Origin of the sequence: Staphylococcus sp. HMSC34C02 (assembly GCF_001838705.1) — a bacterium.
Lineage (GTDB): Bacteria > Bacillota > Bacilli > Staphylococcales > Staphylococcaceae > Staphylococcus > Staphylococcus borealis.
On the sequence record NZ_KV838557.1, the window covers coordinates 1 to 19,146 of the forward strand.

The window sequence follows — 19,146 nt, forward strand, 5'->3', positions numbered from 1 at the left end:
CAAAGCAAGTTGGGAGTGGACGACGAATTTAAAAAGAATACTGTTCCACTCCCTTAAATTTGGTTAAATCATTAAAAATTAGAGTTAATCATCATAATAAGAAACAGCATTCTAAGATTATGCGTTTATATATAGTTGTAATATCCATATAATATTGTTATAAAAAGTATTGTACAATATTATAAATATTTAAAAAGAGGGGATATATTGTTTAGTAAATTTGTAAAAGGGATAGGCGTCATCATAACGATAGCGCTATTACACACATCGATAAGTTACGCGAGTGAATCGCCAGTAACGATTGCCAATAAAGAAAAAAATAGTAGCATAAGTAAGAAATATCAGCCTAGTGGTGTCATGTTGACTACAGATCAAGGGCAAATTTTATATCATTACCAGGGAAATCAACATGTTGATCCGGCATCTATGTCTAAAATGATGACCTTATATTTAACATATGAAGCCATTGACAATGGAAGATTAAAGCTTAACGATAAAGTGAAAATTACCAATCATTATGCAACCCTGTCTAATTTACCAAATTTATCATCAGTATCATTGCAACAAGGTCAAGTTTATACGATTGAAGCACTAATCAAACAAACAACATTAGCATCAAGCAATGCTGCTGCAATGATATTAGGTGAGAAGATTAGTGGTAATAATGATGCATTTACTAACAAAATGAATCAACAGGCTCAATCATTTCATATGACAAATACAAACTTTGTCAATCCTGCTGGCGCGCAGAATCGCTTGTTAGGTCAATACGCACCATCTAAATTTAAAAACCAAGAATATCCTAAAAGTACAGCGAAAGATATGAACATTTTAATGCAACAGCTTATTTCAAAGCATCCTGAAGTATTGCAAATATCTAAGTTGACACAAGATACACAACAAGGCAATACGTTTAAGAGTACAAATTTATCGTTAAAAGGCCAACCGCTTTATTTACCTGGTACGGATGGGTTAAAGACAGGTACAAGTAATAAAGGCTATAACATCGCATTAACCAATAAGCAAAATCACTTACGTTTAAACGAAACGGTCATGAACGTTCAACCTTATGGCGATGAAAATGCAAAATATAATAGAAATCGAATAGGAAACAATATTATTAAACAATATCGCCAAAAATATGAATACAAGAAAGTATTAACTGAAGGTGACCATGAAATTGATGGCAAGAAATATCATGTTAAGAAAGATTTATATGATATCGTGCCAAAGGATAACGCTCAGTGGCATATAGCCATCAATAAAGATGGTAAAGCTTATGTTCATTATCATAGGGATTTCTTACCAGGTAGTGACTACCCACGTGTTGCTGCAGATAAAAAATGGAAATGGTTCTAAATCGATAAATTAAATTAGAAAAAATGTCGCTAAGCTTTCAACTTGGCGACATTTTTCAAATTATGAAATACCTTAAATAAAGGGCGTTTTAGCTTAGTTTCTTCAAATGGATTTCTCTAGCACCACATATCATATTCACAATTTCATTCGTTACTTTATCAATCGATTGTTGTTGTCCATGTTGAATCCAATTCGTGATGACGCTTAAAATACCTCCAGTTAGAAATTCTCCATATATGGTTACATCTACATAAAATTGTCCACTCTGTCGATCAAATTCAATTTGCTTTTGAACCGCTTTGTATATTTGTTCATAAAAAATCGTATAAACTTCGCCGTAAAAATTGAGAGTTATAACGCTACGGACCATGTCTTTATTATCGTGAATAAATGTCAAAACATCTCTCATCAATTTCTCGAAAAATTGTCTTGGATTATCAGGATTAATGTCTGGTAAATATAGCTCTCTAAAATGATCAATCAACGTGCCGACAACGTGATTTAACAAGTCATATTTATCATTAAAATGACGATAAAACGTAGATCGTCGTACGTTGGCTTTGGTACATAAGTCCTGAACTGTAATCTGTTCAAATGATTTCGATTGCAATAGTTCAGAAAATGAAGTAATTAGCGCTTGATGTGTTTTTTGGACGCGTAAATCTTGTTTGGTCAACATCATCACTCCTCATATCGGACAGTTTAATTAAAATGTCGCTTATGTTACAAACCCACATAAGTGACGCACAATTCTTGGCCTTCCTCATTTTATAATACAGTCGAAGGGTAGATTAATTTCTTTAAGATTACTAATAGTTTACTACTTTTCAATCTAAAAATTAAAAATAATGAACATTTGGGAAGTGATATGTATGTACTATAGTAACGGGAATTATGAAGCATTTGCCCGTCCTAAAAAACCAGAAAATGTCGCGCATAAATCCGCTTATCTTATTGGATCTGGATTAGCCTCGTTAGCTGCTGCATGTTTCTTGATTAGAGATGGACAAATGGATGGGTCAAAAATCCATGTTTTAGAAGAATTGTCTAAACCTGGTGGAAGTTTAGATGGCGATCAGCTTCCTTTAAAAGGCTATGTTGTTAGAGGCGGAAGAGAAATGGAAAATCATTTCGAATGTTTATGGGATTTATTCCGCTCCATCCCATCGCTTGAAATGGATAATGCTTCCGTATTAGATGAGTTTTATTGGTTAAATAAAGAAGATCCTAATTACTCACGTTGTCGTGTTATTGAGAAAAGGGGACATCAGTTACCTACTGATGGTGATTTTACTTTGACGCCACAAGCGATTAAAGAAATCATACATTTATGTTTAATGAAAGAAGAAGCATTAAATGATGTGACGATTACGGATGTTTTCTCAAATGATTTTATGCATTCGAATTTCTGGATTTATTGGAAAACAATGTTCGCATTTGAACCATGGCACTCCGCGATGGAGATGCGTCGATATTTAATGCGCTTTGTACATCATATTGGAGGATTAGCGGATTTCAGTGCCCTTAAATTCACCAAATATAATCAATATGAATCACTTGTTCTTCCTATGATTGCTTACTTAGAGTCCCACGGTGTGCAATTTCAATATGATGTTCAAGTCATGAATATTAAAGTAGATATCACAACAACAGAGAAGGTTGCTCGTGAAATACAACTTAAACGTTCAGGTAAAGATGAAGTTATTCCTCTAACGCCAAATGATTTAGTATTTGTTACGAATGGTAGTATTACTGAAAGTTCAACATATGGAGATAACAACACGCCCGCACCCCCTACAAAAGATATTGGCGGTAGTTGGACATTGTGGCGTAATCTTGCCAAACAGAGCCCTGAGTTTGGTTGTCCCGAAAAGTTCTATCATCATTTACCGGACAAAAGTTGGTTTGTATCAGCAACTGCGACGACGAATAACAAGACAATTATTAATACTATCGAGCACATTTGTAAACGAGATCCTTTAGCCGGCAAGACAGTGACAGGTGGGATTGTTACTGTGAATGATTCTAAATGGCAATTGAATTTTACTGTAAATCGTCAGCAACAATTTAAAAGCCAACCCGACGATGAGGTGAGCGTTTGGATTTACGCGTTATATTCAAACGTGAATGGTGACTTTATCCATAAACCAATCACCGAGTGCAGTGGAAATGAAATTTGCCAAGAATGGTTATATCATATGGGCGTACCTATCAATCAAATTGAAGACCTCGCTAAAAATCAATGTAATACGATACCAGTCTATATGCCATATATCTGTTCTTATTTTATGCCTAGAGCTGTTGGAGACAGACCACTTGTTGTGCCTAAAAATGCTCGCAACATAGCCTTTATTGGTAATTTTGCAGAAACAGAAAGAGATACTGTCTTTACCACTGAATATTCGGTAAGAACTGCTATGGAAGCAGTCTACCAATTGTTGGGCATAGATAGAGGTGTCCCTGAAGTGGTTGCAACAGAATTTGACCTTCGCATATTGATGGATGCCTTATATGAACTCACCGACCGTAAAAATTTATTAGAACTCACCGAACATAACAAAATACAGCAACTCGCACTCAACACTTTCTTGAAGAAGATTAAAGGCACATATATCGAAGCATTGTTGCAACAACACAAGTTACTATAAGTGTAGATACAAATGCTTAATGGCAGAACTCAACCCCCACATGACGGTTACGCTTGTGGGGGTGTTTATATTGTTATGTTAATTACTTATATATCGTTTTAAATGTTTAGCGGTTACGGAATTGTCGATATTGAAAATACCATTGGGTTCGCCCGCATAAAGTAATTGACCACCTTTATCTCCAGCATAGGGGCCGATATCAATTAACCAATCCGCCTGAGTCATCATCGTTAAATTATGCTCAATTAAGATAACCGTATTGCCTTCGTCAATAAGATGATTAAAACAATCAATAAGGATTGGCAAATCATCTTCATGTAATCCAGTTGTTGGCTCATCAAAGATAAAGAGCTTGTTCGTCACGTCTTGAGTAAGGTAACGACTCAGTTTCATACGTTGAATTTCACCACCTGAAAGTGTATCTAATGATTGTCCTAAAGTCATATAATTGAGCCCTGTATCCGCTAATGCTTGAAGCGGTCGCGTGATACTTGGACTATCACTAAATTTCTCAATGGCCTCATCCACAGTTAATGCTAAAATATCCGCAATGGAATAACCTTCTACTTTAGCTTCTAACACTTCTGGACGATATCTTGTTCCGCCACATAACTCGCATATTTGTGAAAAGTCTGGCATAAACGCAAGTTCAGTTTTTAAGACGCCTTTGCCATGACATTCTGGACATGCCCCTTCTGAATTATAGCTGAACATACTTTTTTTAAGACCAGTGTGTTGGCTGAAGAAACTACGCACATCGTCAAAGATACCTAGATAAGTGAGTAAATTAGAACGATTAGATGCATGAACAGGTTTCTGATCAATAAAAATAGCATTTGAGTTACGTTCAAATCCTGCAGAAATGAGTGAACTTTTACCTGAACCCGCAACACCTGTAACGACAGTCATCGCATGTTTAGGTAGTTCAGTTGAGACATTTTGTAAGTTATTACGACTAATATTTGAAATTTGAAGCATGTCTTTTGCCGTACGTGGTGTCGTTTTGAGTTGATGTTCACGATTTAATGCGCGACCAGTACTCGTGTCCGAAGCGAGTAGTGCGTTGTACGAGCCAGTAAATGTAATGTCACCGCCGTTTTTACCGGCTAAAGGACCTAAATCAATAATGTGGTCAGCCGTCTTAATCACATCTGGGTCATGTTCCACAACAAGCACTGTATTACCTTTATCTTTTAAGGATTGAATGATGTCATTAATGCGTTGAATGTCTTCTGGATGTAGTCCAACACTTGGCTCGTCAATAATATATACAAGATCGCTTAGAGGACTATTTAAATGACGAATGAGTTTGATACGTTGTGATTCACCGCCAGATAGGGAAGTCGTTTCCCGTGCAAGTGTTAAATAGTTCAATCCGATATAACTTAACGCTTCTAGTTGTTTTTTGAGTGGCTCTATGATCACACGTGCCTTGTCGTATTTTATTTTTCTTAAAAAGGCTAACGCCTCATCAATTTGTAAATTTGTAAATTCTGCAATATTTAAACCATTAATTTTACAACTTAGCACAGTGTCATTAAGACGTTGACCATGGCAACTAGGACAGTCATGTTTCGATACGACACGGTCGATGTCTTCCTTAAAACGTTTCTTTTCAAAATTATCATTGAGTAGAAATGAACGACGAAAACGATGGATTAATCCTTCAAATTTCGCAGTCCTTGGCCAATTTGAGGGCGGGTTCTTTAATTTGGTTGGTTCAGTATACAGGAAGGTATCCATTTCTTCTTTCGTGTAATCCTTTAGTTTCTTATCATTATCAAATAAACCTGTATATAAATAACGTTTACCACGCCAACTGTCTGGTCTAAATGAAGGGAATTTAATTGCATCTTCATTCAGTGATTTATCATAATCAAGCAGTTCATTTAAATCTATATCTTCAACGTAGCCTAAGCCCGAACATGTTTCGCACATTCCTTTAGGATTATTAAAAGAAAAGATATCAGAGTAACCTACAAAGGGTTCGCCAATACGTGACCATAGAAGACGTACGGACGCGTAAATATCAGAAATCGTACCTACAGTTGAACGAGAGTTACCGCCAAGACGTTTTTGATTGATAATCATAGCAACCGGAAGATGTTTAATTTGGTCAACATCAGGTTTTTCGTATTGTGTGAGTTGATGTTGTACATAACTTGAATACGTTTCATTTAACAATCTTTCAGATTCTGCGGCTACAGTATTGAAGACGAGGGAAGACTTCCCTGAACCTGAACGACCTGTAAATACTGTTAATTCATGCTTTGGAATGGTTACATTTATATTTTTTAAGTTGTTTTGTTTAGCACCAACAATCTCTATGTTAGACATAATTTCACCTCTTAATGAGAAATGTATATTTTAAGGTTCTAAAGGCTTAATTTTGACATCTAAATTAAAGTATTCTTTTAGCAAAGCGCGATAGTTGTCAGAAGTTACGTCGTACTTATCTTTACGATCTTGTTTACTTAGTGTGAGATGTTGTAATGACATCGTAGCACGACCAAATGACTGAGGTTGCGTAACGATCAGTTGTTGCACAAATATAGAATCTGGGTGTTCTGAATTATATTGAATCATATCTGCAAAATCTTCGACTTGTTTGGGTTGGAATCGCGCTTCGTAACGCGTGACCCATGTACCATTTTCAAGCTTTTGAATACAATAGGTATCGTCATGTTCTGAAATCGCACGAAATTCGCCTGTAATATCTGTCACAGGATGAGTAGGGTCGGTATTGGTAATAGGTAAAGCTTGTAAAGGTAAATCTCCAAAACCTACGTCTGCAACATAACTGACACCATCAATTGGGACTACAAGTGACATATGTGAACCTTCTGGACTACGATTGCCATTCGGCTGTTCGACTGTCGCAGACATGCGATATACGGTAAACCCTTTGGCTTCAAGGTAAGTCCCAAAGAAATGATTCATTTCGTAACAGAAACCGCCACGGTGTTGAATAATAAATTTATCATATAAATCATCAATTTCTACGGAGATAGGTATGGCATTTTGGACATTAATATTTTCAAAAGGAACCGTAAGCATGTATTGCTTAATATAATAATTGAGTGCTTCAAGTGTAGGTGATTGATGAAGTGAAGCATCTATGTGTAAATAACGTTCGATAGTTTGAATGTTCATTAGATGAGGACTCCTTTTTAAGTGCGTTTAGTCATCCATACCCTATACAAAGTTGAATGACGCATATAAGCAATGAATAGAAAGTGGTTCTAAACACTTGAGTGCCACTAATGTAGCGTGCTTAGAACCACTTTGAGTTTAAATTAAAATTGTAAATAACTTAAAAGTTATAATTCTTGTTTATTGAAAATGGCTATTGAAAGGAAATAAGAAGCCACCAAGCAAATGATGCCAAGTAGTGCATATAATCCTATGAAAAGGATATCTGTAGGATTTGTTCCTAAATCAGAGAATGATCCTGAACGTACCAAAGCTGATATAATGACACCAAAGTAAGTAATAAAGAATAAAATAAGAACGATAACAGATGTTGAAATCATGATGACATTTGAATTTTCTGGACCGAATTTAAAGGTTAACGGGAACATGATAGCGTATGTGCCTGCACCACCTATACCAACTAAACCTGAAATAAGTGTTAACATTAAATTTTGGTGTATGGCCAATACTGCGATTAAGCCAATAATTAATCCGATGACGATGAGTATGCCGTAAAATGCGAAATAGCTTTTAATATAAGCGCTACGATGTGATGGCAATGTTGAGATATAGTACATCCATTTAGAATCTTTTTCGCGTTTCAAGTTATCTGTTACTGGTGACAATAAGAAAAGCATTGGTAAGAAACATGCCATTGCTGGATTTATAAAGGCGAATAAGACACTAGTTACAATGGCTACAATTAAATATGTGATAAGTGACTTTTTAGTTGCATAGAAACTACTTAAAATTAGACCTTTCATTATTTATCACCTCTCATAATTAATTTTGTTGCGTCATCAATAGTGTTAAGTGGGTGCGCATTTGTAACGCGTGACCAATCATTAATTAAGATTTGACGTTTACCGTGTCTTACTCTTGAGGCAATGATGATATCTTGTGGAATGTCTAAATCAGCTTGTTCCTCAATTTCTACAATACCGTATTGTTTTAACAATGCTTCCTTATTTTCTTGAAGGACAACTTCACCATCACGCATAAACACTAATTGTGTAGCGAGATGCTCAATATCTTCAGAAATATGAGATGAAATGAGAATACCATTGCCTTCTGAAATATAGTCTTCCAACATTTCAATAACTTCTTCACGTCCTGATACGTCCATACCCGCAGTAGCCTCATCCAGAATGAGTAACTTTGTATCATGCGCTAAAGCCATAGCTAAAGCTGCTTTCATACGCATCCCTCTTGAGAACGTCTTAATTTGCGCGTTAGTTGGTAATTCGAAACGCTGAATGACTTCAAAGAAACGATCACTGTTCCACGTTTTGAAAATATTCGCAAAAACCTTATCCATATCTTTAATTTCGAGTTTATCAGGCACACGTAAGTCATCAAATACAACGCCAATATGCTCTTTGTATGCATAATCCTTATCTGAGACAACTTGATCAAAAAATGAAATCTCTCCAGAATCTTTAAAACGGTTACCAACTAATGTATTAATCAATGTTGATTTACCTGAACCATTCTTACCAATTAAACCAATCACTTCACCAGGTCGAAGTGTTAAAGAAATATCTTTCAAATGGAATTGCGATTTCCTATACGACTTGTTGAGATGTTGCACTTGTAGTAGATGTTCCATAATAATCCTCTCTTTCTGTTGATTAGGTTTTGGATTTAATTTAATTAAAGATTAGTTACGTTTATCATAATATAGATTAATTAATAAATAACTACTATTTGTAAAATTTACGTACTTTTAACATATAACCAAATGTGTTGTAAGCGAATAAAATGATTAAGATGCCAACGCCAACTGCTTGGTTAATACCTGTAACGATTGAAAAGATACCTAAGAAAATAGCGCCTACCATGATTAAGGAAATATTGACGTGATATACTTTAAACATCGATTCAAGTGTAATATGACGCTCACCTTCATCCATATTTTGTAAAATACGTTCTGTATAATTGGCTTCGCCTTGTTTAGGCATACGCGTGTCAAATTTTCTATAAAAGAAACCAAGTATGGTTGACGGAATTAATGTCAATATAAATGGCACAATGACTAAAAATAAAATAGATGATGGGCCATTACCTAAGGCAATAATAAATATGTTTAATAAAGCGACTAATACTGTAATGTAATATAATGTGCCAGTTCTCATGAAAGTCAAATTAGCTTTTTGTTCATATTGATCGAGGTTGGCATCACTGGCATTTTCAGTTTTATGTTTGTATTTTAAAGATGTGTAAGAGGTCTTCCAAATCGCTAAGATAAGTCCAATATTAATTGTTGAAGCGATAATGGTAACGATAATCGTGAAATTGTATGAAGCGAAATGTAAGATACCAAAGATGTTCCCATCACTTAGCATTCCTATTAAGGCTCCTATCATTCCACCAATAATACCTCCTATCAATAAATAGAGTAAATACCTGCCTACTTTCATAAATCTCCCTCCTCAAAGATAAAGACATTTTCAACTGGTTCATTGAATATACGCGCAATTTTAACGGCTGTTAAAATGGACGGCATAAAATCATTCCGTTCAATCAAAGAAACTGTTTGGCGTGAGATACCAGCTTTCTTAGCGAGTTGTGTTTGATTGAAGCCATCGCGAGCACGCAATTCTTTAAGACGATTTCGCAATATTCATCAGCTCCTTGTCTATAACGTTACATTATCTTTGTCATTTTGACAAGTATAGTAGTCAAAAAGACCTATATTTTTGTCATAAAATTCTAAAAGGTAGCCTTCGGGTTGTCTGAAGTAAGACATCCTGAAGGCTTGATTTACCGTGTTTTACAATTCGTTAGGACCCATTGATTTAAATCGTTAAGATGATATTTTGTGACGATGGTTTGATTGACTTCATCCAATGTAATCGAAGATAAAGTGGAGATAAGTGTATGTTCAATTGTATTTAATGCATGACTAACTACGCACATTTCTGCTTTCTGACCTTCCTTTTCACCTAAGAAGGGTTTCAATAATTGCTGACTAGAAAAGATCGCGTCTCGACCTTCAATTGCTAGAAAAACATCATAAAATGTGATTTGATTTAAGGGCTTATTTAAAGAAAAGCCGCCATTTTTGCCTGTAGAAGAATTAACGAGATCTTCTTTAACAAGAGCTTTAATAATCTTCTTTAAATAAGAATCAGAAACATTTAAACGATCACTTAACGCGGTAGAGGTCATCACGCTATGTTTGGGTAGTAGGTTCAACATTAATAGAACATAGACAGCTTGCTCCCATCCTTTAGATAATTTCATAATAGTCCTCCAATGATAGACGTTTCTTTCATTATAAAATATAATATAAAAATTTTATATATTATGATTGAAAAATAGAAAGCGTGCATTATAATACTATTTAAAGACAACGAATATCTTAATTATCTTTAATCAATGACTAGGAGATGACATCTATGAATTTACATCAACGTTCGCATTTATACTTCTATATATGTATTATTTTAACGACCCTATGTATGGGCTCTTCTTTTCCAACTGGGAAGTACCTCATCTCAATTGAACACGTGCCACCTATGTTACTAGGCGGATGGCGCTTTACCATCGCGGGATTCATTATCTTATTGGTTTTATTGTTGAAAAGGGGCGTTAAAAACACATTACCATCAATTGATCATAATAGTTACAAGGGCTTTATATTTGTCGCCACCATCGGATTATTACAAACGGCTGGAACAATGGGATTATTAAATATAGCAATGTCATTGGGTGTATCCTCTTCAATGTCTGCCGTTTTACTGTTTACCAATCCATTATGGTTAGCTGTTCTTGCGCATTTCATATTAAAAGAGCGGTTAACAATGATTAAAATAGTTGCACTCGTGATTGGTGTGATTGGGGTTACGATATGTCTAGGGTTAGATCGTACATTGTTAGGATGGGGATCATTTGTCGCATTACTTGGTTCACTATGTTGGTCATGTAATACTGTTGTGACTAAGCAATTTAAGTTTGATAAAGGTGCATGGGTATTAACGGGATGGCAACTATTATTTGGTGGCATCATCATGTTCTTAATTAGCCAATTGTTAGGAGAGCACTATCACATTGAACAATTGAATGGTTGGGGATGGTTATGGTTTTGGTGGCTTGTATTTCCTGCGTCTATTGGATCATTTGGATTATGGTTTAGCAGTTTGAATTTACGTGGTGCTACGATTTCGAGTAGTTTTTTATTTTTAGTACCTTTATTTTCAACAATTTTCTCCATTATAGGGTTAGGTGAACCTTTCACAGTGCACATTATGATAGGCGGATTATGTGTTGTAATCGCATTGATTGCGATTAATTATTCGCCACATCACCTAAGAATTTAAGATAATAAATGTTTGAAAAATCGAATGATCGCACTAAATAGTTCTAGGATAATATTAATTATGAGTTCCCAAAGTGGTTGTTTGGATTTATCTTTTTTAGATTCAGACATCATATCACTCCTATGCTAGTTAGATTAACATAGCGACATTTTGATTGAAAATGTTACATATATGGAAGGTTTTCGAAATACTACATACTTGAAATTATCTTAATATTAATACAATGAAAATATATGAAAACTTGCGAATACTGACTTAAGAAAATCAAAAAATCTGAATAAACCTCTTCACATGGTACCTATTTTTTTGTAAGATAGCACTCGTATTATTTTTGAGCGCGATATAAAAGGAGGTAGCAATGATGAAAGGTAACAGAATGATGTTCTTCATATTCATGTTAGGTACATTTACAGTTGGCATGGCAGAGTATGTTGTAACGGGATTACTAACTCAAATCGCAAGTGATATGAAAGTGTCTATTTCAAGTGCAGGTTTATTAATCAGTGTATATGCTGTGAGTGTTGCGTTAATTGGACCATTTATGCGCATATTCACAATGAATGTGCGTGCCAAACGCTTATTACCGATTTTAGTGGCCATATTTATCGGAAGTAACGTGGTAGGTATGTTGGCACCTAATTTTCAAATATTACTGTTATCACGATTGTTGTCAGCGTCAATGCATGCACCCTTCTTTGGCGTGTGTATGAGTGTGGCTGCAGCCGTTGCACCTCGTGGTAAACAACCACAAGCCATCGCATTAGTCCAAGCAGGATTAACCATTGCGGTTATGATTGGTGTGCCATTCGGATCATTCTTAGGTGGCTTTGCGAATTGGAGAGCTGTCTTTGGCGTTATGATTGGTCTAGCTGTGATGACGCTGTTAGGTATGTTGAAATTTGTACCAGATGTATCGCTTAGTACAGAATCTAATGTGAAAAATGAATTGAAAGTATTCAAAAATCCACATATTTTAATTGTGATGTCTATTATCGTCTTTGGTTATTCAGGTGTCTTCACAACGTATACCTTTATGGAGCCAATGATTCATAACTTCGCACCTTTTAAAATCGTCGGCCTCACCATCTGTTTATTTATGTTTGGTTTAGGTGGTGTATTAGGGAACTTAATTACAGGGAATGTGCCAGAACCTAAATTGACGAAATATTTATTCTATACGTTTTTATTACTATTTGTAACCATCGTATTATTTGTCACTTTCGTGCATCATACGATTTTAGCAATTATAATTTGCTTCTTATTCGGATTTGGTACATTTGGTACGACACCCTTATTAAATAGTAAGATTATATTAAGTGCCAAAGAAGCACCACTACTTGCAAGCACATTAGCGGCATCTATCTTTAATGTTGCGAACTTCTTAGGCGCAATTATCGGGTCTATTTTATTATCAGTCGGTTTACCTTATTTAATGATTACCTTCGTGTCAGGTGGCATTATTATTCTAGGTATTTTAATTAATACAGTTAATTATTTCTATGAAAAGAAACATATCGAATTTGAAGCATAATGCTTTAGTCGAAGCAACACCTCTAAGGTCAGTTGGTCATCATACTGATATTAGAGGTGTTTCATTATATTTAATCCGATTCGAATTTTAATGTGGGTTCATACATTTCGTGGTTGAAATGATGTTTAGAAAATTGACGTAAATCATTGATAAATGTATTGATATTACGATCTAATTTCTCTTTAGTTCTAACGATGATAATACGTTTATCGTCAGAAGTTGTTTCGTATTTATCGTCATAGATTCTTGCAGCTATAGAAAATTTAGAGATATAATTCTCCAAAGATTCATAGCAATTTAATAAATCACGAATAGGTTTATTGGATTCTTCTTCATGGTGACTCATAGTACCCAATAATTCTTGAATTTGATCGTCTAATTTTACAAAAAGTTCTTTAACGTCATCACACTTCTCTAATGTTTGCGGCTTATTGATTAAAGCATTCGTTTCGCTTAAATGAATTTTACTTATTTTAGAAGCTTTGTATGCAGTTAAATCGATCATACTCAAAATGTCATTTTTATAATCTTCACGTTTTTCTTCTTTTTCTTTAGTGATTTGATATTTAATGCCCCAAAATGTCCCAATTAGCGCAAAGATACCTCCGACAATCGCTGCTAAAAATTCGCTCATAAAGATGAACTCCCTTCCTGATGAGAATATTTACACATATATTGTACATTATCTGATGGGTATGAGAAGAAAAATTATTGCTGAACTTTAAAATTAACGACTTGCGGAATGTTAGACAAATCGTTATTGGTAATGAAATCAATCAAAAGTTGCGCGCCTTCTTCTTGAATGTCTTTGACAACAGGTGCGTTGGCGAACATGTTGTAATTGCCACCACCTACAGCACGATAGTTGTTGACACAAATGGTATAAGTTTTATCACTGATAAGTGGTTCATTGCCAACCTTAATATCAGTTACGCGTTGACCAATAGGTTCTCCTACATGAATGGTATAAGTGATACCGCCATACATGTCATAGTTAAAATGCTGTGGTTTTGGATATAAAAAAGCGTCATTAATGGATATTTCGTTTTCGTCATTAAGTGCGAAATAGCTTGCTGATTTTTCTAAAGCGTTTTTAATACCTGCACCAGTGAGTTTCAAAACTTGGAACGTGTTTGGAAATGGATAATTATTGATGATTTCTCGCATTGTAATACGTGTATTAAATCCGGCTGCTGAGTCGAAGAGTGCTGTGCTAGCAATATCAGCACCACTGTTCTCTAGTAACATAACGTTGATTAAATTAATGAGTGGATGAGGTTTCATTCTAGCCTTAAACTTGTCTTCTACTAACATAGGTTCTGGTAGGGTCGTAATTTCTGTATCTAGCCAGTCCTCTAATTGTGTTAATAGCTTAGCATCTTCGGGTAACAGACTAAATTTTGAGTCTCCCACTACAGGTAACAATTCGCTTTGCGTATCAATAATCTGATTATTGTCGCCAATCGTTAGTGTTACTTTACCTATTTGTGTTGCACGTGTACCAGGTTGAATAACGGCAGTGTCATACTTCACTGTTGCGATATCGCGGTGTTGATGACCTGTAATTAAGACATCGATACTTTTATGGAAACGACGTAGAATTTCAGACGCTTCATTTTCTCCAGTTAAATCTTCAGTCGGCACATCTGTATCTACATCACACTCGAATCCACCATGATATGACACGACAACGATGTCAGCTTTATTACGGACATTCGGTAATACTTGTGCGAGTGTTTCAACCGCACTTTTAAATGTTAAGCCTTCAATATGATGTGGTTGTTCCCAGTTCGGAATATATTGTGTAGTTAGACCAATCACGCCCACGATGAGGTCTCCCTTTTCAAAATAATGCACGCCTTCACCTGTAAAAGGTTGATGTTGTGAATTTAAAATATTCGCACATAACACTGGATAGTTAAGGGTTTGGAGTGTGTCGTTAAGGTATGTCAGGCCATAATTAAATTCATGGTTTCCAATTGTTCCGAAATCAAAATTTAAACGATTGTATATAGTTGTTAATAGTTCGCTAGTCTGTAATTTAGACACTAAATAATTACAAAATGGTGCGCCTTGTAAGAAATCGCCATTATCAATTTTGAAATGAATATCGTCATGTTTGCTTGATGTTTCAATTAACTGATTCGCATATAACAACCCCATAGGTAACTGTTGATTTGCATGTGAAAAATCAGTAGGGAAAATATAGCCGTGAACATCACTCACGATATAAAGACCAAGTTGCGTCATATGTAACATCCTTTCATTAGAACAATAAAATAATAGTCATCATTATATGATATGCATGAGAGCACATCTTGAATAAATGTTATATAAAGAAATTATAGTAAAAAAAGGTTGGACAAATTAGATTTTAAAGAAAAAATTTAGAAATGATTTACAATAATTTAACTATATAAATACATTTTATATAAAATTCATGATAATTAAATATTAATTCAAGTAATATTGTGCTAATCTTATATTGTCATATAAATTGACAAATTACACGATTTTATACATATCGAACGGGGGCATTACAGTTATGAAGCAAATGAAGTATCTTTTAGTGCTTGCTTTAACAGTTATTATTTTTACGGCGGCGTGTGGAAATAATAGCTCATTAGACAGCAATAATAAAAGCGCTGACAGCGGATCAGATTCTAGTAAAGATGGTTACACACCTAAGGAATTAACGGTACAATTTGTGCCATCACAAAATGCGGACACACTTGAAGCAAAAGCAAAGCCACTTGAAAAATTGTTATCTAAAGAATTAGGAATTCCAGTAAAGGTATCTGTATCGACAAACTATAATACAATTGTTGAAGCGATGAAATCTAAAAAAGTGGATGTTGGATTCCTTCCACCAACAGCGTACACGTTAGCACATGATCAAAAAGCAGCAGACTTGTTGTTAAAAGCACAACGTTATGGCGTTAATGAAGATGGTTCTAATTCGAAAAAATTAGTAGATGACTATAAATCAGAAATATTAGTTAAAAAAGATTCTGGTATCAATAGCTTAAAAGACTTAAAAGGCAAAAAGATTGCATTACAAGATGTAACTTCTACAGCAGGATACACATTCCCTATCTCAACACTTAAAGAAGATGCGGGTATTGATGCAACGAAAGATATGAAGATTGTTAATGTGAAAGGACACGACCAAGCAGTCATTTCATTACTTAACGGTGATGTTGATGCGGCAGCTGTATTCCAAGACGCACGTACAATCGTTAAAAAGGACCAACCAAATGTATTTAAAGATACTAAGATTATTAAATTAACAGAACCTATTCCAAATGACACGATTTCAGTACGTCCGGATATGGATAAAAAATTCCAAGATAAACTTAAAAAAGCATTTAAAGATATCTCTAAAACAAAAGAAGGTCACAAAATTATCAGTGAAGTATATTCTCACGAAGGATATACAGACGCGAAAGATTCAGACTTTGATATTGTAAGAAAATATGAAAAACAAGTTCAAGATATGAAATAAGCGTAGAATAATATTATTAGAAGTTATAATACGATTAAAAAGTATTTAAATTTAGTCTAATAAACATTGTAGATAAACAAGGGACAAATAAAAGCTAGCCTATATGTAGGTTTAGCTTTTATTTGCAAAAATAAAGGGTGCTATTTAAATGAGTCAAATTGAATTTAAAGATGTCAATAAAGTATATCCCAATGGTCATGTAGGATTAAAAGATATCAATTTGAATATTGAAAAGGGAGATTTTGCAGTTATTGTTGGCTTATCGGGTGCAGGTAAATCAACGCTATTACGATCCGTCAATCGACTGCATGATATTACATCTGGAGATATTCTTATTGAAGGTAAATCGATTACTAAAGCGAAAGGTAAATCGCTATTAATGATGCGTCGTAATATTGGCATGATTTTCCAGCACTTTAATCTTGTGAAACGATCATCTGTATTGCGTAATGTATTAAGTGGCCGTGTTGGTTATCATCCAACTTGGAAGATGGTGTTAGGTCTTTTCCCAAAAGAAGATAAAGTGAAGGCAATGGATGCGCTAGAGCGCGTAAATATTCTAGATAAATATGATCAGCGTTCTGATGAATTGTCTGGTGGTCAGCAACAACGTATTTCAATTGCACGTGCATTAGCACAAGAACCTGCAATTATCTTAGCGGATGAACCTGTTGCGTCATTGGATCCTCTGACAACAAAGCAAGTCATGGACGATTTAAAGAAAATTAATGAAGAATTAGGAATTACAATTCTAATTAACTTACACTTTGTAGATTTAGCGCTTGAATATGGTACGCGTATCATAGGTCTTCGTGCAGGAGAACTTGTATATGATGGACCTGTTGAAGAAGCAACAGAAGCAGTCTTTAATGATATTTATGGTCGTAAGCTTAAAGATGACGAGAAGCTAGGGGTGGATTAAAATGACAACGCCTACTACACATAAATATGATCAATATTTAAAGAAAAAAATGTCACTTAAAACAAGTTTTACAGTGCTTATCGTTGTTGCTTTAGTTGTATGGAGTTTCTTATACACGGGCTTTAGCTTTGCCGATTTAATGGTAGGGTTACCACAAATCGGTTCATTCTTTGGACAAATGGTGCCACCAGACTGGGCATATATACATACAATATTGAAACCGATGTTAGACACCATTCGAATGGCTATTGTTGGGACTTTTTTAGGTGCGATTGTGTCTATACCAATTGCGCTAATTTGTGCGAGCAATATCATTAAAACAAAATGGGTTTCGATTCCCGCACGTTTTATCCTAAATATTGTGCGTACGATACCTGATTTATTATTAGCTGCTATCTTTGTAGCTGTCTTCGGCATTGGTCAAATCCCAGGTGTGTTAGCACTATTTATCTTAACAATTTGTGTTATTGCAAAATTATTATATGAATCACTAGAAACCATCGATCCAGGACCGATGGAAGCTATGACGGCAGTCGGCGCAAATAAGATAAAGTGGATTGTCTTTGGCGTTGTGCCACAAATCATGTCTACTTTCTTCTCATATGTGTTATTCGCATTTGAAATTAATATTCGCGCTTCAGCTGTACTTGGCCTTGTGGGTGCTGGTGGTATCGGATTGTTTTACGATTCAACACTAGGCTTATTCCAATATCCTAAAACTGCGATGATTATCCTGTTTACACTTGTTATTGTTGTAATTATTGACTATGCAAGTTCGAAAGTGAGGGAACAACTCGCATGACACAAAGTACAAACAAGCTAGAACAAAAGTATCCCGTTAAATCAAAACAACAAAAACAAAAATTAATTAAAAATTGGATTATAGCTATTGTTGTTTTAGGAATTATAGCGTGGGGCTTTGTAGGGATGCCCGCCTTAGAATTAAAATCAAAATCTATCGAAATTTTAAAATCTATCTTTAACGGCTTATTCCATCCAGATTGGGACTATGTGTATATTCCTGCAGGTGAGGATTTATTACGTGGATTACTTGAAACATTTGCAATTGCGGTAATAGGTACATTTATTGCTGCGGTCATATGTATTCCATTTGCTTTTCTAGGTGCACGAAATTTCATCAAAGTTCGCCCGGTAACAGGCATGACTAAATTTATATTAAGTGTGATTCGTGTATTTCCAGAAATCGTTATGGCGCTCATTTTCATTAAAGTGGTTGGTCCAGGCTCATTTTCAGGTGTATTAGCGTTAGGTATTCATTCAGTAGGGATGCTCGGAAAGTTATTCGTCGAAGATATTGAAAGATTAGATTTTACTTCAGTAGAAGCACTAAAAGCGAGTGGTGCGAATAAGACCAAGACACTTATTTTTGCAGTCATACCACAAATATTACCGTCATTTTTATCGCTCGTATTATATCGCTTTGAATTGAATTTACGTTCTGCATCCATTTTAGGTTTGATTGGCGCGGGCGGTATCGGTACACCGCTCATTTTCGCCCTTCAAACACGTTCTTGGGATCGCGTAGGTATTATTTTAATCGGCTTAGTGATTATGGTAGCTATTGTCGATTTGATTTCAGGCGCAATACGTAAACGAATTGTTTAGATTGGATAGGGAGTGGGACAGAATTCTTTTAAATTCGTCGT

18 protein-coding genes are annotated in these 19,146 nt (G+C 35.1%); 8 read left to right on the forward strand and 10 right to left on the reverse strand.

Annotated features, from left to right (window positions below):
- The first annotated feature begins 207 nt into the window (after nucleotides 1-207).
- On the forward strand, nucleotides 208-1,359 hold the full coding sequence (pbp4, locus tag HMPREF3239_RS01055; RefSeq protein ID WP_070854419.1) for a penicillin-binding protein PBP4: 1,152 nt from the start codon (nucleotides 208-210) through the stop codon (nucleotides 1,357-1,359).
- 88 nt (nucleotides 1,360-1,447) lie between these two features.
- Here pbp4 and HMPREF3239_RS01060 read toward each other — a convergent pair whose 3' ends face one another.
- Nucleotides 1,448-2,035, reverse strand: coding sequence for a TetR/AcrR family transcriptional regulator (locus HMPREF3239_RS01060; RefSeq protein ID WP_070854445.1), 588 nt, complete (start codon nucleotides 2,033-2,035; stop codon nucleotides 1,448-1,450).
- A 196-nt stretch (nucleotides 2,036-2,231) separates the two neighbouring features.
- Here HMPREF3239_RS01060 and HMPREF3239_RS01065 point away from each other — a divergent pair, with 196 nt between their 5' ends.
- Nucleotides 2,232-4,007: an oleate hydratase gene (locus tag HMPREF3239_RS01065; protein ID WP_070854421.1), complete on the forward strand. Its 1,776-nt coding sequence runs from the start codon at nucleotides 2,232-2,234 to the stop codon at nucleotides 4,005-4,007.
- 78 nt (nucleotides 4,008-4,085) lie between these two features.
- Here HMPREF3239_RS01065 and HMPREF3239_RS01070 read toward each other — a convergent pair whose 3' ends face one another.
- From HMPREF3239_RS01070 to HMPREF3239_RS01100, 7 genes are all read right to left on the reverse strand, one after another.
- On the reverse strand, nucleotides 4,086-6,344 hold the full coding sequence (locus tag HMPREF3239_RS01070) for an ATP-binding cassette domain-containing protein (RefSeq protein WP_070854423.1): 2,259 nt from the start codon (nucleotides 6,342-6,344) through the stop codon (nucleotides 4,086-4,088).
- 30 nt (nucleotides 6,345-6,374) lie between these two features.
- A complete protein-coding gene (locus HMPREF3239_RS01075; protein WP_070854425.1) occupies nucleotides 6,375-7,160 on the reverse strand; it encodes an arylamine N-acetyltransferase family protein in 786 nt (261 codons plus the stop codon).
- Between the two features lie 167 nt (nucleotides 7,161-7,327).
- The gene (locus HMPREF3239_RS01080; protein WP_070854426.1) at nucleotides 7,328-7,963 is read right to left on the reverse strand and encodes an ABC-2 transporter permease; all 636 of its coding nucleotides are present in this window, start codon (nucleotides 7,961-7,963) and stop codon (nucleotides 7,328-7,330) included.
- Nucleotides 7,963-8,808 (reverse strand): ABC transporter ATP-binding protein, encoded by an 846-nt coding sequence (locus HMPREF3239_RS01085; RefSeq protein WP_070854428.1) that lies wholly within the window; start codon nucleotides 8,806-8,808, stop codon nucleotides 7,963-7,965. Before HMPREF3239_RS01085 ends, HMPREF3239_RS01080 begins: the two co-directional genes overlap by 1 nt.
- Before the next feature lie 94 nt (nucleotides 8,809-8,902).
- Nucleotides 8,903-9,619 carry a DUF3169 family protein gene (locus tag HMPREF3239_RS01090; protein ID WP_070854429.1) on the reverse strand — a complete coding sequence of 239 codons (717 nt, stop codon included), beginning with the start codon at nucleotides 9,617-9,619 and terminating at the stop codon, nucleotides 8,903-8,905.
- Entirely contained in the window at nucleotides 9,616-9,819 is a 204-nt protein-coding gene (locus HMPREF3239_RS01095) for a helix-turn-helix transcriptional regulator (protein WP_053030021.1), read from the reverse strand. The genes HMPREF3239_RS01090 and HMPREF3239_RS01095 overlap by 4 nt, the downstream gene beginning before the upstream one ends.
- A gap of 143 nt (nucleotides 9,820-9,962) precedes the next feature.
- Nucleotides 9,963-10,445, reverse strand: coding sequence for an RrF2 family transcriptional regulator (locus HMPREF3239_RS01100; RefSeq protein ID WP_070854431.1), 483 nt, complete (start codon nucleotides 10,443-10,445; stop codon nucleotides 9,963-9,965).
- A gap of 155 nt (nucleotides 10,446-10,600) precedes the next feature.
- On the opposite strand from HMPREF3239_RS01100, the gene HMPREF3239_RS01105 reads away from it, so the two are divergent.
- Nucleotides 10,601-11,521 carry a DMT family transporter gene (locus tag HMPREF3239_RS01105; protein ID WP_070854433.1) on the forward strand — a complete coding sequence of 307 codons (921 nt, stop codon included), beginning with the start codon at nucleotides 10,601-10,603 and terminating at the stop codon, nucleotides 11,519-11,521.
- A 361-nt stretch (nucleotides 11,522-11,882) separates the two neighbouring features.
- A complete protein-coding gene (locus tag HMPREF3239_RS01110; protein ID WP_070854435.1) occupies nucleotides 11,883-13,052 on the forward strand; it encodes an MFS transporter in 1,170 nt (389 codons plus the stop codon).
- Between the two features lie 70 nt (nucleotides 13,053-13,122).
- Here the strand turns inward: HMPREF3239_RS01110 and HMPREF3239_RS01115 are convergent, their stop codons facing one another.
- On the reverse strand, nucleotides 13,123-13,686 hold the full coding sequence (locus HMPREF3239_RS01115) for a hypothetical protein (protein ID WP_070854436.1): 564 nt from the start codon (nucleotides 13,684-13,686) through the stop codon (nucleotides 13,123-13,125).
- 74 nt (nucleotides 13,687-13,760) lie between these two features.
- Nucleotides 13,761-15,302, reverse strand: coding sequence for a bifunctional metallophosphatase/5'-nucleotidase (locus HMPREF3239_RS01120; protein ID WP_070854438.1), 1,542 nt, complete (start codon nucleotides 15,300-15,302; stop codon nucleotides 13,761-13,763).
- Nucleotides 15,303-15,597: 295 nt separating this feature from the next.
- Here HMPREF3239_RS01120 and HMPREF3239_RS01125 point away from each other — a divergent pair, with 295 nt between their 5' ends.
- From HMPREF3239_RS01125 to phnE (HMPREF3239_RS01140), 4 genes are all read left to right on the forward strand, one after another.
- Nucleotides 15,598-16,557 (forward strand): phosphate/phosphite/phosphonate ABC transporter substrate-binding protein, encoded by a 960-nt coding sequence (locus HMPREF3239_RS01125; RefSeq protein WP_070854440.1) that lies wholly within the window; start codon nucleotides 15,598-15,600, stop codon nucleotides 16,555-16,557.
- A gap of 148 nt (nucleotides 16,558-16,705) precedes the next feature.
- Entirely contained in the window at nucleotides 16,706-17,479 is a 774-nt protein-coding gene (gene phnC, locus HMPREF3239_RS01130) for a phosphonate ABC transporter ATP-binding protein (RefSeq protein ID WP_053030014.1), read from the forward strand.
- A gap of 1 nt (nucleotide 17,480) precedes the next feature.
- Nucleotides 17,481-18,281, forward strand: coding sequence for a phosphonate ABC transporter, permease protein PhnE (gene phnE, locus HMPREF3239_RS01135; protein WP_070854442.1), 801 nt, complete (start codon nucleotides 17,481-17,483; stop codon nucleotides 18,279-18,281).
- Complete coding sequence (gene phnE, locus HMPREF3239_RS01140; RefSeq protein ID WP_070854444.1) at nucleotides 18,278-19,105, forward strand: phosphonate ABC transporter, permease protein PhnE; 828 nt, start codon at nucleotides 18,278-18,280, stop codon at nucleotides 19,103-19,105. Before phnE (HMPREF3239_RS01135) ends, phnE (HMPREF3239_RS01140) begins: the two co-directional genes overlap by 4 nt.
- Nucleotides 19,106-19,146 lie beyond the last annotated feature (41 nt).